16 protein-coding genes and 1 tRNA gene are annotated in these 17,946 nt (G+C 71.4%); 9 read left to right on the forward strand and 8 right to left on the reverse strand.

All coding sequences use genetic code 11. From position 1 onward, the window contains the following. The 5 genes from MFF61_RS14245 (at position 1) to MFF61_RS14265 (ending at position 5,676) form a co-directional block, all read left to right on the forward strand. Positions 1-2,091, forward strand: a complete 2,091-nt coding sequence (locus tag MFF61_RS14245) for a hypothetical protein (protein ID WP_238235721.1) — start codon at positions 1-3, stop codon at positions 2,089-2,091. A 750-nt stretch (positions 2,092-2,841) separates the two neighbouring features. Beyond that, positions 2,842-3,342 (forward strand): hypothetical protein, encoded by a 501-nt coding sequence (locus MFF61_RS14250; protein WP_238235722.1) that lies wholly within the window; start codon positions 2,842-2,844, stop codon positions 3,340-3,342. 48 nt (positions 3,343-3,390) lie between these two features. Next, positions 3,391-4,059 carry a hypothetical protein gene (locus MFF61_RS14255; RefSeq protein ID WP_238235723.1) on the forward strand — a complete coding sequence of 223 codons (669 nt, stop codon included), beginning with the start codon at positions 3,391-3,393 and terminating at the stop codon, positions 4,057-4,059. Positions 4,060-4,632: 573 nt separating this feature from the next. Further along, entirely contained in the window at positions 4,633-5,160 is a 528-nt protein-coding gene (locus tag MFF61_RS14260; RefSeq protein ID WP_238235724.1) for a hypothetical protein, read from the forward strand. Positions 5,161-5,322: 162 nt separating this feature from the next. Continuing rightward, positions 5,323-5,676, forward strand: coding sequence for a hypothetical protein (locus MFF61_RS14265; protein ID WP_238235725.1), 354 nt, complete (start codon positions 5,323-5,325; stop codon positions 5,674-5,676). A gap of 183 nt (positions 5,677-5,859) precedes the next feature. Here the strand turns inward: MFF61_RS14265 and MFF61_RS14270 are convergent. Continuing rightward, positions 5,860-5,934: transfer RNA gene (locus tag MFF61_RS14270), tRNA-Gln, on the reverse strand. 116 nt (positions 5,935-6,050) lie between these two features. Between MFF61_RS14270 and MFF61_RS14275 the strand changes: the two genes are divergently transcribed. Together MFF61_RS14275 and MFF61_RS14280 are read left to right on the forward strand one after the other, a co-directional pair. Continuing rightward, the gene (locus MFF61_RS14275; protein ID WP_238235726.1) at positions 6,051-6,812 is read left to right on the forward strand and encodes an SDR family oxidoreductase; all 762 of its coding nucleotides are present in this window, start codon (positions 6,051-6,053) and stop codon (positions 6,810-6,812) included. 113 nt (positions 6,813-6,925) lie between these two features. Further along, a complete protein-coding gene (locus tag MFF61_RS14280; protein WP_238235727.1) occupies positions 6,926-8,548 on the forward strand; it encodes a peptide chain release factor 3 in 1,623 nt (540 codons plus the stop codon). A 73-nt stretch (positions 8,549-8,621) separates the two neighbouring features. Here the strand turns inward: MFF61_RS14280 and MFF61_RS14285 are convergent, their stop codons facing one another. The 5 genes from MFF61_RS14285 to MFF61_RS14305 form a co-directional block, all read right to left on the reverse strand. Continuing rightward, positions 8,622-9,701 carry a DUF3100 domain-containing protein gene (locus tag MFF61_RS14285; protein ID WP_238235812.1) on the reverse strand — a complete coding sequence of 360 codons (1,080 nt, stop codon included), beginning with the start codon at positions 9,699-9,701 and terminating at the stop codon, positions 8,622-8,624. Next, a complete protein-coding gene (locus tag MFF61_RS14290) occupies positions 9,683-11,026 on the reverse strand; it encodes an aldehyde dehydrogenase family protein (RefSeq protein ID WP_238235728.1) in 1,344 nt (447 codons plus the stop codon). The genes MFF61_RS14285 and MFF61_RS14290 overlap by 19 nt, the downstream gene beginning before the upstream one ends. Beyond that, positions 11,026-12,009: an NAD(P)-dependent oxidoreductase gene (locus MFF61_RS14295; RefSeq protein ID WP_238235729.1), complete on the reverse strand. Its 984-nt coding sequence runs from the start codon at positions 12,007-12,009 to the stop codon at positions 11,026-11,028. Before MFF61_RS14295 ends, MFF61_RS14290 begins: the two co-directional genes overlap by 1 nt. Positions 12,010-12,012: 3 nt before the next feature. Further along, positions 12,013-12,921 (reverse strand): LysR family transcriptional regulator, encoded by a 909-nt coding sequence (locus MFF61_RS14300; protein ID WP_238235730.1) that lies wholly within the window; start codon positions 12,919-12,921, stop codon positions 12,013-12,015. Positions 12,922-13,401: 480 nt separating this feature from the next. Further along, complete coding sequence (locus MFF61_RS14305) at positions 13,402-14,001, reverse strand: translation initiation factor IF-2 (RefSeq protein ID WP_238235731.1); 600 nt, start codon at positions 13,999-14,001, stop codon at positions 13,402-13,404. 234 nt (positions 14,002-14,235) lie between these two features. Between MFF61_RS14305 and MFF61_RS14310 the strand changes: the two genes are divergently transcribed. Both MFF61_RS14310 and MFF61_RS14315 read left to right on the forward strand, forming a co-directional pair. Beyond that, positions 14,236-15,384, forward strand: a complete 1,149-nt coding sequence (locus tag MFF61_RS14310; RefSeq protein ID WP_238235732.1) for an ABC transporter permease subunit — start codon at positions 14,236-14,238, stop codon at positions 15,382-15,384. Continuing rightward, positions 15,381-16,097, forward strand: a complete 717-nt coding sequence (locus MFF61_RS14315; RefSeq protein WP_238235733.1) for an ABC transporter permease — start codon at positions 15,381-15,383, stop codon at positions 16,095-16,097. Before MFF61_RS14310 ends, MFF61_RS14315 begins: the two co-directional genes overlap by 4 nt. An 11-nt stretch (positions 16,098-16,108) precedes the next feature. On the opposite strand, the gene MFF61_RS14320 is transcribed toward MFF61_RS14315, so the two are convergent. Together MFF61_RS14320 and MFF61_RS14325 are read right to left on the reverse strand one after the other, a co-directional pair. Next, a complete protein-coding gene (locus MFF61_RS14320) occupies positions 16,109-17,137 on the reverse strand; it encodes a L,D-transpeptidase family protein (RefSeq protein WP_373324700.1) in 1,029 nt (342 codons plus the stop codon). A 61-nt stretch (positions 17,138-17,198) separates the two neighbouring features. Further along, positions 17,199-17,768 (reverse strand): extensin-like domain-containing protein, encoded by a 570-nt coding sequence (locus tag MFF61_RS14325; RefSeq protein ID WP_373324691.1) that lies wholly within the window; start codon positions 17,766-17,768, stop codon positions 17,199-17,201. Positions 17,769-17,946: the final 178 nt, after the last annotated feature.

Below are 17,946 nucleotides of genomic sequence, written 5' to 3' on the forward strand. Positions count from 1 at the left end.
GTGTCTGGACCCCTTGCCATTGCGGTAACTGGCAACATCAGCAGCTTCGAGAGCGCGATGAAGCGCGCGACCGACCTGGCTGCGCGTCACGCCACCGACATCGCCGGCAACCTCTCGAGCGCCGCCACGAAGATCGACGGCGCGTTCACCGCCCTCAGCTCCGGCGCCGGCTTCGCGACCCTCGCCCGGCTGCCGGCGCTCGCCCGCAACGCCGCGGTCGGCTTCCTGGCGTTCGAGGCCGTGAAGTTCACGATCATGGAGACCGCCCGGGCGGCGGCCGAGGCACAGGAGCGGCTCGAGGAGCTGGTGAAGATCGCGACCCGGGCGAACGCCGCGGGCGTGGGCACGACGTTCCTTCAGTCCCTCACCGGCCAGGCGAAGGAGCTCCACACCGAGGCCGGCAAGCTCGAGGCGATGCTCACCCGCGCCCGCGAGGCCGCCACCCTGCGGATCGGCGAGGGCAAAGAGGCCGCCTCCTCGGCCATCGAAGACCGCCTCCGGCAGAACGTGGCGGCCGGCAACCTCGGCGCCGACGCCCTGTCCCGCTACCGGGGCGCCGACGACATGGAGAAGCGGATCAGGATCATCCTGGACTTGATCGAGCAGCTCCAACGTGAGGGCCGCAACCTCGCCGCCTTCGACCTCGGCGCCAGGATGTTCGGCTCCGACTTCGAGATGCAGCTCCGGAACGGCGTCGACATCATCGGGGCGATGAAGCGCGCCCTCGACGGGCTCACCGTGGGCGACAACGGCCGCATCATCCGGCCCGAGGAGATCGCGCGCGCGAAGGCGATCAACGACCAGCTCGAGGAGGCGCGCCGGATCATGGCGGACGCCCTCCGGCCCCTGAACGAGGACATCGCGCGCTGGCAGCAGGTCCAGCTACAGGCGACAGCCGACCTGGTGACGACGGCCGCGCAGCTCGTGGGCGTGTTCGGCGCAGTCTACGAGAAGGTCCGCGCCGTGGGCGACGCCATCACGGCGATCGGCAACTTGAGCATCTGGAAGACCATCCGGGAGGGCTTCGACGCGGTCGGGCTCTCCTCGACCAAGGGGCTCGAGCTCGTCGACCCGGAGAAGATCAAGGCCGCCGAGGAGGCCGCCGGCAAGCCGATCCAGGTCCGGGTGGCGCCCCGCACCGACCGGTCCGTGTCGCTGCCGTCGCTCTCGCCCGGCCGGGCCTCGCGCGACAGCGGCACCGAGACCGACCAGCTCGAGTCCTTCATCAACTCCCTGACCAAGGCGAACGTCGCCCTGCGAGCCGAGGTGGAAAACTACGCCAAGAGCAACGCCGAGAAGGCGGTCGCCATCAACCTCGCCAAGGCCGAGGAGATCGCGAAGCAGAACGACGTCACGCTCACCGAGGAGCAGATCAGCAAGATCCGCCAGGCGTCGACCGAAACGGCCACCTACAAGGACAAGCTCGCGGACCTCGCGCAGCAGCAGCGGCAGGCCGCCGAGGCAGCGCGCTACTTCGGCGACGCGCTCTCGAATGGCCTCGCCGACGCCATCCTCGAGGGCAAGTCGTTCTCCGAGGTGCTGACCAACATCGTGAACCAGCTCGGCCGGTCGGCGATCCAGGCCTTGATCACCGGCCAGGGTCCGCTGGCGGGCCTCCTCGGCATGGCCGCGCCCGCGAGTGCCGGCAGCACCGCCACCGGGGGCTTGATCGGGCTCATCGGCAAGGGCTTGGGCTTCGCCGAGGGCGGCTTCGTCTCCGGCCCGGGCACGTCTACGTCGGACAGCGTCCCGGCGCGCCTGTCCAACGGCGAGTTCGTGGTGAACGCCAAGGCGGTGCAGCGGCACCGGGCGTTGCTCGAGGTGCTGAACTCCGGCGGCAGCGTCGCCCACTTCGCGGCGGGCGGCTTGGTCGGACCCGGCAGCATGCCGGCGCCGGCCGTGTCGCCGCCCGCCGGCGGACCCACGATCAGCATCTCGGCCCCGATCACGCTGCAAGCGCAGGGCGGGACGCCGGAGCAGAACCAGGAGCTCGCGAGGATGATGGGTCAGCAGGTGGAGGGCGCCATGCGCCGGGTAGCGACCGAGGAGATCCTCCGCGCCCTGCGCCCGAACGGCCTCCTCCGGAGGTAGCGCCGGCTGTTCGCAATTCTGATCTATGCAGAAAGACGGTGTTGACGGATGTCGAGGTAAAGGCGACATACGCTGTCAGAGTTTCTGGCCAGCGTTGGGTGGTGTCCCGTCAATCGGCATCGACACCCCTATGGCAAGCAACGGCTGGCCCCTGGAAAGAGCAGCCGTTGCCCATCCCGTTAAGGGATGTATCGCCTAGAGCTGGCCTGTCTCAGCGCATTAGCGCTGGGGCAGGCCCCGGCAGTGCGACGTTACCGTCTCCCACCGGTTGAAGCGGAACCGCCGGTATGACCGGACAGGCACCGACTTCGGGAACACGCACACGCTTTTCATGGCAATAGTCCATGCCGGGAAAAAGCCCGGGCCTCCGGGGCACTGTGCCCCGGCGTCAGAGGGCAAAGGCGACCGGAGGTGCGTGATTCGCGTTCCGTGACCAAGATGAAGAAAGCCCGGCGCGATGGCAAGAGGGTGGAGACCAACTTTCACCATAGTCCAACGGTCCGCCGCAAGACCGCGTTAAGGTTTCCGATGCCGCCTTTAACGAATCATTAATCATTTAGAGCCCGCGCATGCAGTGGAACTCACCTGCACGACGCTCGAGCTTGGCAGGACGTCTCCACCGCCTTGATGAGCCCACCCCACTTCACCGCTGCGACAACCGACCGCAGATGCAAGCACCCGCACAGGGTCCGCCCGCTCGCTACGAACCAACAAGCAGTAAACCAGTAAACTGCTTGTTGGGAGTTTTAGATGCCGTCCCCCGTTGCCATGATGAAGCTGCCCGCCGCACGCGCGGAGCAGATGAAGACCCTCGCGCGTGACTTGGGCGTTACCGCGACCGAAGCGCTCGAGATACTGCTGAACCGCGCGATCAAGACCGGCGACATCGCCGACGTCCTCCCCGGGTTCGAGGTGCGCCGCGAGAGCGGCCAAATCGGCCTCACCCTCGACGGCACGTCCCTCCCCGCGATCAACGCCGACATTGCGCACCACATCGCCGAGGACCTCGAGCACGCCGGCACCGCCATGAAGCACGGCAAGGGCGTGCCCCGCTGGTTCGGCCGCAACGGCTACGGCGGCACCGACTTCATGCTGGTTGTCGGCCGGGTCGGCACTGGCGTCGTCGTCTCGCTCGAGGAGATGGAGCAGGGCCAAGCCATCGGCGCCGGCCGCAAGGTCCAGGCCGCGATGACGCGAGGAATGGCCGTAGACCTCGCCCGCCAGATCCGTAACGCCGCCACCAACGCATAGAGAAAAGCCGCCGAACCGGAGAGGGTTCGACGGCGGGAGAGAAGTGAAATGCCCTATCAATATAGCGACACCGCTCGCCCTGATCAAGCCGAAAGCGAAGATTGGCTCGAAGAACTTGCGGATTTGACGCTGCCGCCGCGGGAAGTGACGGAACTTTCTACCGCGAAAGTCCAGGAGATCCGCGCGCTGTTCGAGCGCGGCGAGGAGCGCCACTACGGGAGCCGGCATCCGGCCGACCTCGCCGTGGCCGAGGCAAAGAAGCAGCGGCGCGCTGAGGCGCAGAGGGCGCGGAAGCGGCAGGACAAGCAGAACCAGCGAGCGCGAGAGCGGGACGTGCGGTCGAAGGAAGCCGCGGCCGCGCTCGTGGGCCTCGACGTGCGGCCGGTGATCCAGGGCCATGTGGACCACGAACGCCTGGAGCGCGAGACCGCCGCGCTCGTGGCGTGGCTCGCGACCACGGGCCGGGAGCAGGGCGCGCTCAAGGGCAAGAACGGCGCGTCGCTGGACGACCTGATGGCGTCGCGCCGGGTCCACCTCGCGGCGCAGGCGATCGGGAACCCGGGCTACGGCGAGTTCGCTCGCCTCCTGGCCGAGGAGACCGGTCGCCCGTGGTCGAAGGATCAGGCCCGGCGACGGCTCGCCATGCTCAACATGCTCGAGGAGCCGGGCAAGCCGTGGGCCGGAGGTGGTGGTGACATCGGGGGTGCGGGTCTTTGAGGTGGTGACATCGGGGGTGCGGGTCTTCGCTCCGCGACCTCGGCACGCCAAGACCCGCACCCGGAAGCAACCTATTGAGATCGTTGGGTTTTATCTTGTTCTTCGGGACGCAGTCTCGAGCCGGAACAGCAAAAGACCCGCACCCCGGATGTCACCGTTTCCGCATAGATATAAAAGATAGAGATAGGAGAAGAGATACATACAACCTAGAAACAGCGCGGCGGTGACATCCGGGGTGCGGGTCTTGAGGATACCCACCTCCGGCCGACCTTTTTGGTCCTCTCCTAAGACCACCTCCGGCCCACCCTTGGGGTCTTCTCCTACAGATACTCCCGGTTCCCCTTGGGCTGCCCCGGTCCGGTATGGGGCTAGGATTGATTTAGAAGCCCGTGGGCGGCGTTTCTGGGGCTCGGGGCTCCCGGACTACCTTTCCAACCCAAACGCCCGCCTGTGACTCTCCTATGGCTCCGGCGCATGGTGATGCGCGCGGGCTGATCTTTCCTCGAGAATTTCGTTGCATCGCCCAAGATGTTTGTTCACCTGGACCCGGGCCACCCGCATCCGGAGAGCCCGATGATCCTCTACCACTACACCGCGCCGCAGCACCTTGCCGGCATCGCCAAGCACGGCCTCACGGTGGGCGACGTGCCGACCGACTTGCGCCGCTACAAGGGCCGCGTCGGCGTGTGGCTGACGACCTCGCCCGAGGCCACCGGTCATGGCCTCGCCGGCTCCTCCATCTCGAAGCGCCGCTACCGGCTCACGGTCGACGTGCCGCCGTCCGCGGTGGTGAAGTGGGCCGAGTGGGCGCCCGGCAACGTCACGCCGGAGACGTTCGAGAACCTCAAGAGATGCGCCGGCAGCGACGGTCCCTCGCAGTGGGAGACGTGGTTCGTGTGCTTCGGCGTCGTGCGGCCGGCGGCGATCGTGGCCTGCCGGGACATGCTCACCGGCCTCGACGTAGAGGATTGGGCCACCACCGGTCCGGCCGTCATGGCCGTGCCGGCATGGCGCCGAGAGGCTTGGCACCGGGGACTGTCGAAGCACCATGCCCGCTCCATGCGGATGCTGAAGGCGCGCGGCGTGGAGATGCTGATCTAGCGCCGTCGCTGTGACAAACAACAATCAACGTTGATTGTTGTTGATCATCGCGATGGCTTAGGCCGTTTCTCAACAAAGTTTGATATTGCGCGCGGGTCGCCACGCATGTAGCTAGTGCCCGCGCAGCCAAATCAAAACCAAGCGCTGCACTGGGGCACTTTCATGCACATCGTTCCGACTGAGGTATTCCGCGCCGCCGCGGAGGCAATCGCCTGTCTACGTCCCTGCCTGCTTGAAGGACGAGTAACCGCAGATCAAGTCAAGATCGCTCTCGGGGAACGCCTCGACGTGTGGCCCGCGTCGATCTTCGAGGAAGAAGTCAGGAACCTCGACCCAAAGCGTCCCGGCGAGGCGCTGCAGGACGAGGGAGACGCGGAGTTCATCGACTTCGGCAACTCGGCGCCTCGGGAACCCGACTTCATCTCGGAGGAAGAGGACGAGCGCCCTTCGGAAGCCGAGACCGAAATGGGCGACGTGGAGCAGATGCTCGCAGAACTTGATCGCATGAAGCCGTAGCCGCGAACCGGTAGGGAGTTCGTCGGGCAGCACTACACCAACGCCGACAAGCTTGCCCCTGGCGCACGTCGCCGGGGGCTTTCAACCCCGTCCGTGGCACCCGGTCGACTGTTACGACTCTGTCCCGTTTCGGGGTTGCTCGTTTCGAGTTAAGTGCTTGGGAGATAATACATTTAAGGCAAGTGGCTGGGGCGCCAGGATTCGAACCTGGGAATGGCGGTACCAAAAACCGCTGCCTTACCGCTTGGCGACGCCCCATCGTGCCGACGCGGCTTCCTAGCCGATCGGGGGGGCGGGTGGCAACCGGGCCGTGTTGGAGACCGCGGGGGCGAATGCTAAGCCGGCGGCACCATCATACGAAACGGGAGGACGCCATGGGCACGGGGCCGCAGAAGATCGCGCTGGTGACGGGGGCCGGGTCGGGCGTCGGGCGCGCGGTGGCGCTGGGGCTCGCGGGCGCGGGCTACGACCTCGCGCTGGCCGGGCGGCGGGCGGAACCCCTGCAGGCGGTGCGGGCCGAGATCGAGGCCAAGGGCCGGCGGGTGCTGGCGCAGCCCACCGATGTCGGCGACGAGGATTCGGTGACGGCTTTGTTTGCGCGCGTCGAGGACACGTTCGGCCGGCTCGACGTGCTGTTCAACAATGCCGGCATCGGCGCGCCGCCCGTGCCGCTGGACGAACTCCCGGTGGCGACCTGGAAGCGGGTGGTGGACACCAATCTCACCGGGGCCTTCCTGTGCCTGCAGGGCGCCTTCCGGCTGATGAAGACGCAGGATCCGCGCGGCGGGCGGATCATCAACAACGGCTCGATCTCGGCCTACGCGCCGCGGCCGAACTCGGCGCCCTATACGGCGACCAAACACGCCATCACGGGCCTCACCCGCTCGGCCTCGCTGGACGGGCGGGCCTTTGGCATCGCCTGCGGTCAGATCGATATCGGCAACGCCGCCACCGAGATGACCGCCCGGATGCAGACCGGTGTGCTCCAGGCCGACGGCTCGACCCGGGCCGAGCCGACCATGGACGTGCGCCACGTCGCCGACGCGGTGGTGCACATGGCGAGCCTGCCGCTCGAAGCCAACGTGCAGTTCATGACCGTGATGGCCACCACGATGCCCTTCATCGGCCGCGGCTGACGGGCGCGTCCGGATGAGGTAGAAGCGCGCGGGCGCTGACGCCGCGCCCGCGCCACCCCATCTTGTCCGTCATCGCCGCGCGAGACCGTGCGGCCCACCGCCGTTCGCTCCCCATGCTGATGCAGACCGCCCCCACGACCGCGCCCGCGCGCCCCGCCGACCCCGTCGCGCGGCGGCGCACCTTCGCGATCATCTCGCACCCGGACGCGGGCAAGACCACGCTCACCGAGAAGCTGCTGCTGTTCGGCGGCGCGATCCAGCTCGCGGGCGAGGTCAAGGCCAAGCGCAATCGCATCGCCACCCGCTCGGACTGGATGGGGATCGAGAAGGAGCGCGGCATCTCGGTCGTGACCTCGGTCATGACCTTCGAGTACGGCGACTGCGTCTTCAACCTCCTCGACACGCCCGGCCACGAGGACTTCTCCGAGGACACCTACCGCACCCTCACGGCGGTCGATTCCGCCGTCATGGTGATCGACGCGGCCAAGGGCATCGAGGCGCGCACCCGCAAGCTGTTCGAGGTCTGCCGGCTGCGCGACATCCCGATCGTCACCTTCGTCAACAAGCTCGACCGCGAGGCGCGCGACCCGTTCGACCTCCTCGACGAGATCGAGAAGACGCTCGCCCTCGACGTGGCGCCCGTCACCTGGCCGATCGGGCGCGGGCGCAGCTTCGCGGGCACCTACGACCTTGCGCAGCGCCGCGTGCGCCGTCTCGACGCGGCGGACGAGGCCGGCACCGTGCCGGTCTCGGGCTTCGACGATCCGCTCTTCGACGAGTTGCTGCCCGAGGCCGGCGACGCGGCGGCGTGGCGCGAGGAGGCGGAGCTGGCCGAGGCCGGCTGCAAGCCCTTCGACCTCGCGGCCTTCCGCGAGGGGCACCTCACCCCGGTCTTCTTCGGCAGCGCCCTGCGCAATTTCGGGGTGCGCGACCTGATCGACGGCTTGGCGGGCGTGGCGCCGCCGCCGCGGGGACAGGCGGCCGACCGGCGCGAGGTCGCGCCCACCGAGCCGAAGATGACCGGCTTCGTGTTCAAGATCCAGGCGAACATGGATCCCAACCACCGCGACCGCATCGCCTTCATGCGGGTGTGCTCGGGGCGGCTGTCCCGGGGCATGAAGGCGCGCCTCGTGCGCACCGGCAAGCCGATCTCCCTCTCGTCTCCGCAATTCTTCTTCGCCCAGGACCGGGCCATCGCGGACGAGGCCTATGCGGGCGACGTGGTCGGCATCCCCAACCACGGCACGCTGCGCATCGGCGACACGCTGACCGAGGGCGAGGAGCTGATCTTCCGCGGCGTGCCGAGCTTCGCCCCCGAGATCCTGCGGCGCATCAAGCTCACCGACGCCATGAAGGCCAAGAAGCTGCGCGAGGCGCTGCAGCAGATGGGCGAGGAGGGCGTGGTGCAGCTCTTCCTGCCGCATGACGGCGCCGGCGCGATCGTCGGCGTGGTCGGCGCGCTGCAGCTCGACGTGCTGAAGGAACGCCTGCTCGCCGAGTATGGCCTGCCGATCGACTACGAGCCGACCCGCTTCACCATCTGCCGCTGGATCGAGGCAGAGTCGGAGGCCGAACTCGACAAGTTCATGGCCGCCCATGGCTCGTCGATGGCCGCCGACCTCGACGGCGCGCCGGTCTTCATGGCCACCACCGCCTTCTCGCTGAAGTACGAGCAGGACCGCTGGACCGAGATCCGCTTCACCGACGTCAAGGACTATCAGAAGAAGGCGGCCTGACCCCGACGACGAGCCCGGAGATCGCGCTCCGGGCCCTCGTCACCTCCATCTCGTCGAGTTCGGGCGGCGGTCGTCAGACCGCGTGCATCCAGAACTGGGCGATCAGGGTGGCGCCCAGGAAGGTGCCGGCATTCGCCATGAAGGACACCACCACGATGCGCCAGCCGAGCCGCCGGAAGGCCGGGACGTCCTTGGCGATCGAGAGCCCCGCGAAGGCGAGGATCGGGGTGGCGAGCGCCAGGAAGTTGATCTTGCCTGTCAGCGCCGCCACGTCGGCCGCGAACGGCATCGCCGGGTGTGTCAGCGCCATGCCGATCAGCGAGACCCAGATCACCGCCGGCAGCCGGCGGCCCGCAAGGCGGTAGAGCGCCCAGCCCGCCAGCACCACCGCGACGATGATCGCCATGCCGCCGAGCACCGCCGCGTCGGGCGCGGTGCCGTAGGTCAGCTTGTTGCCGATCAGGCCGTAGGCGGCGATCAGCACCCAGGCCAGCACGAGGGCAGGCGTGCCGAGGGCCGGCTCCTCGTGGGACGGCGGCGCGGTCTCGACCGGCGCCGTCGTGTCGGGCCGGCGGGTGCGGCCGATGAGAGGCTCCAGCGTGGTGTAGGCCCAGATCGTGAAGGGCAGGGACAGGAGGAGCGTGAAGTAGGTGCCGATCGTCGTGGTGATGAGGTTGCTCGCCGCCGCGAAGGTCGCGACGTCCCTGGCCACCTCCGGCGTCTGCTGCGCCGCGACGGCCGCGGAGGCCGCCGCCATCATGCTGCCCGAGCCGACGCCCGCGCCCATGGCGAGCGCCAGCGGGTTGAACAGGTTGAGGCTGGTGATGAGTCCGGCCAGCAGCGCGATGAACACCGCGCCGAAGACCGTGCCGGTGAGGTATTCCGCCAGCACGCCGCGGCCTTCGGGCGAATCCATGCCGAAGCGCTCGCCGATGATGGCGAGGCTCGGCTCGCGCCCCACCGAGAACGTGGCGCCGATCGCCTCGCGCTTGATCCCGAGCAGCAGCGCCACGGGCAGGCCGAACACCATCGTGCCGAAGAAGTGGCCGAACTCCTGGAAGACCAGCGCCCAGCCCGAGGCCATGATCTTGGGCAGCGAGCCGCCGATCAGGAGCCCGAGCTTGGCGATGAAGATCAGGAGCGCGGGTTGCAGGTAGGCGGCGGCGAGGTGCTGCCCCCGGCGAGCCCGTAGGGCGTGGCGTTGGCGAGCGCCACCGCCTCCTCCTCGGAGTCGAAGGGCAGCACGGTGAGGACCGGCCCGAACACTTCCTCGCGGGCGATCGTTGCGTCCGGCGCCACGCCGTCCACGACCGTCGGCGCGTAGTAGAGGCCGCCGGTGCCCCGCAGGGCCTCGGGGCAGCCGCCGCCGGTGGCGAGCCGGGCGCCGGAGGCTTGCGCCGCCGCCACCATGCTGGCGATCGTGTCGAGCTGGCGCCGGTTGTTGACGGGGCCGATCTGCGTCTCGGGTTCGGTGGGAGCGCCGATCGGGATCCTGGCGGCGGCCCGGGCCAGACGCTCCACGACGTCGGCGTGGACCGCCCGCTGCACCAGCAGGCGCGAGCCGGCGACGCAGCTCTGTCCGGCGCCGCCGAAGATCGCCGCCTGCGCGCCCAGAATCGCCCGCCCGAGATCGGCGTCGGCGAAGACGATGTTGGCGGACTTGCCGCCGAGTTCGAGCACGCTCGGCACCACGTTGCGGGCGGCCGCGGCGGCGATCTCCGCGCCGGCCTGGGCCGAGCCGACGAAGACGACGAGCCGCGTGTCGGGATGGCCGACCGCCGCCGCGCCCGTGCTCGGTCCGGCGCCGGCCAGCACCGAGACGAGGCCGCGGGGCATTCCGTCCGCCCGGTCGCACAGCATCCCGAGCGCGAGCGAGGTGAGGGGAGTGAGTTCGGACGGCTTGAGCACCACGGCGTTGCCCGCGCAGAGCGCCGGCGCGATCTGCCAGCCCGCCGTGAAAATCGGGGCGTTCCAGGGCGTGATCTGCACCACCGTGCCGAAGGGCTCGTGGCGGGTGTAGTTCAGGTGCGAGGTCGGCACCGGGATGACCTCGCCGTGAAGTTTGTCGCACCAGCCGGCGTAGTACTCGAACATCTCCGCCACCTTGGCGACCTCGCCGCGCGTGTCGCGGATAGGCTTGCCGGCCGAGAGCGTCTCGATCTCGGCGAGCGCCGCGGCGTGCCGGCGCACGAGCTGGCCCACCGCCCAGAGGGCGCGTCCGCGGGCAGCGGCCGTCATCCCCCACCAGACCCGCTGCGCGTCCCGCGCGGCCTCCATCGCCGCCGCGACGGCCGGCTCGCCCGCGTCCCGGTAGGTCGCGATCACCCGTCCGTCCGCCGGATTCACGAGGTCGAGCGGCCCGCCGCGTCCGTCCAGCACCTCGCCGGCGACGAGGCTGCCGATGCGGCCCTCGGGCAGAAACCCGGCCATGAGTGTGTCGAGCCGCGCCGCGGCCTCGCTCTGCGGATGCGCCGCCATCAGGCGTCTCCCTCGGTGATGCGGTAATCGGCCATGCGGGTGAAGTCGGCCGTGTCGGGAATGCGCGCGCGCGCCTCCTCCCAGATCCGGCCGACATGGGCGCTGAGCGGCAGGGCGGTGCCGGTCTTGGCCGCGAGGTCGAGCGCGAGGCGCACGTCCTTGCGCATCAGCCCGGCCGAGAAGCCGCTGTCGAAGGTGCCGGGCAGGACCCAGCGCGGCAGCATCACCTCGCTGACGGCGCTGCGGCCGGTGGCGGTGTTGACGATGGCGGCCGCATCCTCGGCCGACAGGCCCGCGGCCTCCGACAGGCGCATCGCCTCGCCGGTCGTCACCAAATGGGCGGCGACCAGCAGATTGTTCACGAGCTTGACGATGTTGCCGGCCCCCGAGGGGCCGACATGCGGCGCGCGCGCCGACATCGCCTGCAGCACCGGCCGCGCCAGGGCGTAATCGGCCTCGTCGCCGCCGATCATCATGGTCAGCGTTCCCTCGGCAGCGCCGGAGGGGCCGCCGCTCACGGGTGCGTCGAGCAGGGCGTGGCCGGCCTTGGCGAGCCGCGCGGCGAGCCGGCGCGTGGTCTGCGGGTCGGAGGTGGAGGTGTCGATCACCACGACCTTGCGGTCCCGCCGCGCCAGCAGCCCGCCCTCGGCCGTGACCACTGCCTCGACATCGCGGGCGAGAGGCAGCGAGACGACGAGCGCGTCGGCGCCGCACAGCACCTCGGCCGGTGCCGGGATGAACCGGACCCCGGCCGCCTCGGCGGCCGCGCCGCGAGCCGCATTCACGTCGGTGCCGATGACCCGGAAGCCATTGCGCACGAGCGTCGCCGCCATGCCGAGGCCCATGTTGCCGAGCCCGACGACACCGACCGTCTGGATGTCCATGCCGATCCGTCCCTGTTGCCGGCTGAACGATCGCGCAGGGACGCTGTTGCGACAATCAGAGCTTTTCGCACGCAGCGTTCTGATTAAGGCAACGATCACCCGTCATGGGGCGGATCGATAGGCGATGAGCCGTTCGGACAGCCAGCCGGTCAGGCGGGCGACCGGCTCGGGCGGACGGCGGTTCGTCCGCACCACCAAGTGGGCGGTGGCGGAGGACAGGATCGGATCGGCGAGCGGGAGCGTGGTGAGCAGGCCGGCCTGCAGCTCCGCGGCGACGGTGAAGCGAGGCAAGAATGCGACGCCCATCCCGGTGGTGACGAAGCGGCGCTGCAGCTCGAAGGAGCCGGTCTCAAGCCTGGGCGTGAGCCGGAAACCGCCATCCGCCTCCACGCGGCCGAGGAGCTGGCGGACCCCGTGATCGCGCGGCAGCAGAGCGGCGGGCTCGGTGGCGAAGGCCCGCAGGGCGAGGGGCTGCGAGGCCGCACCGGCCGGATGGCCCAGCGGCAGGATCGCGAGCAGCGGTTGGCGCGCCACCACGACGCTGTGCAGGTCGGGATGGGCCGGCGGGTTGTAGACGAGGCCGAGATCGGCCTCGTTCTGCGCGATCGCGCCGAGGATGCCGTCCGTGGTGCCCAGCGAGACCGTGTAGGTGATGCCCGGATAGGCCGCCGCGAAGCCCGCCAGGCCGTTCTCGAGGAGGTCGACCAGAAAACCCGCGCCGCAGCACAGGCGTACCGTGCCCTGCCGCACCCCGCGCAGGCGCTCCAGGCGGTCGGCCAGGAGCGCAGCCTCGTCGGCCTGACGCTGCGCGTGCTCGGCGACGACGCGCCCGGCCTCCGTGGGCGCGATCCCGCGCGGCAGACGTTCCAGGAGCGGCTGGCCGCACTCGGCTTCCATCTCGTGGACGTGGCGGCTGACCGCCGAGGCCGCAACGTTCAGCACCTCGGCCGCCCCCCGGATCGAACCGGTGCGGACGACCGCGAGAAAGTAGCGCAGGGCTCGGTCGTTCATCGCGCGCATGGGGGTGCGGGGTTGGCGTGGCCGCTACAGCCTGCGGCGTCGGCCTTGCCGTCGCAGCACTTTTCTCGGCGCGGCGGGAGTCGCGCCGCCAGGCACGCCTCGCGGTCGCGGAACGGCATGAGGGCTCCCCGGCGTCGAGGTGGAGGCGCTCGGCGGACGGCTCGCCGGGGCCGCGCCCGCCGCAATCGTCCGGCGGGACCCTCGCGGCACGGGCCGGGCACGTGGCCGCTGCTCGGGATCGCCGCCCGGCCCGCCGTTCCGCGCCGAGAGATTGGGGGGCCGGCGCCGAACGCGCGGAGCCTTGCACGGTCCGCGGGGCGGTTCCCCCTCAAAGGTCAGGTTGGGAAGGACGGGCCGTTCGCGGGGGTCCGCCGAGGACCCGGCGACGGGACCTCACGGCGTGAACGCGGCCGGCGGATCGTCGGCGCGGTGCCGGTTCGGACGTCCGCTGACCGGCGGTGCCCCGCCGGGTCAGCGGCAGTTGCGATCGAGCTTGAAGCCGCGGGGTCCGCTGAAGCCGGTGAAGCGGCAGCCGCCGAAGGTGCCCTCGAAGCCGTACTCGTTCCGGCCGGTCTTCCAGGTGGCACCCTGGCCGCCGTGATAGCTGGCGGTGCGGTACTCCGCCGGGCGGGCGCTCGGGGCCGTGCGCGAGCCGCGGCGCGGCGGAGGCACGTAGGCCGGCTCGGGCCGGGGGGCCGGCTCCTCGTAGGCGGAGGGGGCCGGCGCCGGCGCGCTCGGGCCGGCCTGCGACACGCGCTCGGCCGGGGTCGTCCGCACCGGCGCCGGGACGTAGGCTTGGTTCGGCGTGTCGGCGCGGGGCAGGTCGATCACGCGCGGAGCCGCCCGGGTGCCTTGCGTCTCGTCGGCATCGCTCAGCGTGACGGGCGCGAGGTTCTTCACCTCGGCGTAGACCTTCTCGGGGCGGGCCTGCGTCTGGGCGAGGGCGGGATCGGTCCGGCCGATGGCCTGGGCGGCCGGCGTAGCCGGCGAGCGCAGCGAGAGGCTCGCATTCGCGACGGTGACCACGCCGACGGTGAGAACGGCGGCGGCGGCGAGGGAGGGCTTGATCATCTTTGAGCTCCGGAGAGAACCGATCCGTGATGAAATCTCTGTCGCACGCGGCCATGCCCGGCGGCGTGCTCGGGCGCACGCAAGGTCAACGGCAGGCTGCGGACGCGTGTCGGCCGGACGGGCCGCATGGTCGCCTGCCTCGCCTCCCTTGCCTTCGCGGCGCTTTTCTCGGCGAAGTGGCCGGCGGCCGGGCTCGGTGGTTCCGCCCGGCGCGGGGACGCATCGAACGGTGAGATGACGCGACGCCTCCTGCCCCTCTGCGCGGCCGGGCTCGTGGCGGCGGCGCTCGCGGGGCTGCCGCTCCTGACCTTCGCGCCGAACCGGCTGGTGCCGGGCGATCCGGTGGCGGCGGGCTGGCCGGGGCTCGGCCCGGCCGCTCTCGCCCTTGCGGCGGGATGGCTCACCTCGGGCGCCCGACCGGGCCGCGCGCTGCCGCTCGCCGCTCTCATCGCCGCGCTGGCCGGCCTCGGGGTGCTGGGGCTCATGGTCGGGGAGGGGGCGGCGAGGCTGCTGGCAGGCCGGCCGGCGGCGGCGCGCGCCTCTCTGGGCGCCGGAGCGTGGCTCGCGGGCTTCGCCTTCCTCCTCCTCTCCGCGGAGGCGGCACGCGCGATTCCTGGGCGGGCGGGCCGGCCGCTCGCGCTCGCCGGAGGCCTCGCGCTCGCGGGTTTCGCGGGGTGGAGCGGCCTGTTCGACGCCGTATCGCTCGCGGTGGAGTACCGCGCCCGCGCGGGGGCGGTGCAGGCGGCCGTGGCGCAGCATCTGGGCCTCTCGGCCGGCGCGCTCGGCCTCGCCCTTCTGGTCTCCGCGCCGCTCGCCCTCCTGCTCCTGCGCGGCGGCTGGCCGGCGCGCGGCGTCGAGGCGGTGCTGAACGGCGTGCAGGTGGTGCCGGCGCTGGCGTTGTTCGCGGCGCTCGTCTCGGTGCTGTCGGGTGTCCTCGCCTGGCTGCCGTCGCTGCGGGCCCTGGGGCTCGCGGCGATCGGCCCGACGCCGGCGGTGCTCGGCACCGCCGCCTACGTGGCGCTGCCGCTGGTGCAGAGCCTCGCGGCCGGCCTCGCCTCGCCGGATCCGGCGGTGCTGGAGAGCGCGCGGGCGCTGGGCCTCACCCGCCTCCAGGTGCTGCTGCGCGTGCGGCTGCGGCTCGGCGCGCCGCTGCTGCTCGGGGGCCTGCGGGTCGCGACCGTGCAGAGCATCGGGCTGTCGACCCTCGGCGGGCTCGTCGGGGCGGGCGGGCTCGGCGCGGTGGTGTTCGACGGCATGGCGCAGTTCGCGCCCGACCTGATCCTGCTCGGCGCGATCCCGGTGATCGCCCTCTCGCTCGCGGCCGATCGCGGCCTCGCCCTGCTGGGCCCGCGCGAGGCGCGTGCGGCGAGGGTTTCCGCATGAGGTTCGGCCCCGCCTTCGCCTCGGCCGCGCTCGGGCTCGCGCTCGGCCTTGCGAGCCTCCCGGGCGTCGCCGCCACCCTCGCGACGGCGCTCGGCCTCCCGGCCGGGGCGCCCCTCGGCCTTGAGCGGCTGGTCGGGCTGGGGCGCGCGCACATGGTCCTGGCGCTGTCGGGCTTCGCGCTCGCGGGCGGGCTCGGCCTCGGGCTCGGGCTCCTGGCCGCGCGGGCGGGCGCACGTCTGCGCGGCACGGTCGACGCGCTCGCGACCGCCGCCCAGGCGGCGCCCCCGGTGGTGGTGATCGGGCTCGCGCTGCCGATCCTCGGCTTCGGCGCCGCGCCGACGCTGCTGGCGCTCGCCCTCTATGGATTGATGCCGGTAACGCGCGCCACCGCGGATGCGCTCGCGACCGTACCGCCGGAAGTGCGGGGGGCGGCCGAGGCGATGGGCCTGACGCCGGCGCAGGTCTTCTGGCGGGTCGACCTGCCGCTCGCCCTGCCCCCCATCCTGGCCGCCCTGCGGGTGGTGATGGTGACGGCGGTCTCGACCGCCGCGATCGGCGCGCTCGCCGGGGCGCCGACCCTCGGCACGCCGATCGTCGTCGGCTTGCAGAACCAGAACGGCCTCTCGCTCCTCCAGGGCACCGCCGCGGTGGCGGCCCTGGCCTTCCTGGCGGATGCCCTGGTGCAGGCGGCGGGCGCGCTCCTGCGGCGCTAGAAGACCGGCGGCTACTCGCCGAACTCCACGGTCGCGCCCTTGGCGACGTGGCGGGCGAGATCGCGGGCGTCCCAGTTGGTCAGGCGCACGCAGCCATGCGACTCGGTCTTGCCGATCTTCTCGGGCTCGGGCGTGCCGTGGATGCCGTAGGATTCCGCCGAGAGGTCGATCCAGACGAGCCCGACCGGATTGTTGGGTCCGGCGTGGATCGTGAAGGCGCGGTCGGTCTTCACGCCCGCGAACCCGTATTTCGGGTTGTACGTATAGTCCGGGTTGAACGCGACGGCCTTGACCTTGAAGCGGCCGGTCGGCGCGGGCTTCTCCTCGCTGCCGATGGAGGCGGGATAGACGCGCAGCAGCGCCCCGTCCTCCGCGTAGCCGCGCACCTGCAGCGCCTCCTTGTCGACGACGATGCGGGCGACCTTGGGCTCGTCCGGCAGGTCCTTGGCGCTGGGGCGGTCGGTGCCCATCGGCTCGACGCCCGCCACGGTCACGACGCTGCCGGCCTTCAGGTCCTTGTCCGGATTGAGCGCGTCGAACAGGGCGCGGCTCATGTGGAAGCGTTCGGCCAGCATCTCGGCCGGGCTCGTGTAGGCCAGCGCCTTGAGGTCGGCCTGCTCCTCCATCTTGTCGGGGATCTCCTCCACGAAGGGCCCGCGCAGGTCCGCCTCGGTCACGGTGTACGCGGTGAGGGCTTGGTCGGCGCTCGTGGCCGCGAGCGCCTCCCAGATCCGGCCATCGAGCTGCCCGCCCGCCTTGAGGCCCCTGGCCTGCGCGAAGGCCTTGATGGCACCGCGCAGGTTCTCCCCGTCACGCCCGTCGATGGCCCCGGGGGAGAAGCGGGCGCGGTCGAGGAGCACCTGCGCCTTCACGAGCAGCGGGTCCGGGCGCTTCGACGCCCGGGACGGCTTGTCGCCCGCCTCGAAGGCGGCGGCGTTCACCGCGTCACGGTCGAGCACCGGCTCGCGCCGCTCGGCCGCCTGGACCATGCCCGCTCCCGCGAGCACCAGACTCACCACCCCGATCCAGCCGGCCGCCATCCGCATCGCCACCTCCAGACATTGCTGCTCACAAGCGCCAAGGGGCCGGAACCGTTCCGGATCACTGGCACAGGCGATGGCCGGCGTTCCGCTCGCGCTCGTCGAGATGCAGGTGGTTGCCGTGCGCGGCGTCCGAGCCGGGGCCGAGGACGGTGCGGAAGAACGCGCAGGCCCGGGCCTGGACGGCGGCCTGGAAGGCAGCTTCGGGGCTGCCGGCCTTCACCGCTCCGATCGTGACGGTCTCGCGCCCCTCGAAGGCGAAGCCCATCACGTCGACCGCATTGGCGAAGGCGTGCTCGGACAGCTTGGCGTCCGGGTCGTGGTTCTGCCCCCGGCACTCGTACGAGGTGGCGATCCGCACCGCGTTCGGCGCGCGCCCCAGCAGGCGTTCGGCCTGCACCCGCACCTCGGTGCTCCAGCGCGCGAAGGCTTCTGCGGCCGGGCAGGTAAGGGTGGCGGCGGGCGACACGGCGAGCCCGTCCGGCAACTCGCTCAGCCGCAGCGGCTTGGGCGCCCCGCAGAGCCCGTCGGCGATGGCCGGCAGGGGTGTCGCCTTGGCACCCAGCCGCTCCAGCCGGCGCAGGCAGGCGGTGTCGTCCGGGACGAGCACGGGCGGCGGGCCGGCGGGCACGTCGGCCGGCCGCTCGGGGGGGAGCGGGGCGGGGGCTTGCGCGGCAGGGGGTTGCGCGGCGGACGGCGACGGCCCCGGTGTGGCCGGTCCTTGGCCGGCCGGCGGTGCGGGGACCGAGGGTGCGGCGGCACCCGGTCCGGCCTCCGGACGCGGCGGGGGCAGCGGCACCTGGGCGCGC

Source organism: Methylobacterium isbiliense (genome assembly GCF_022179325.1).
GTDB lineage: Bacteria > Pseudomonadota > Alphaproteobacteria > Rhizobiales > Beijerinckiaceae > Methylobacterium > Methylobacterium isbiliense.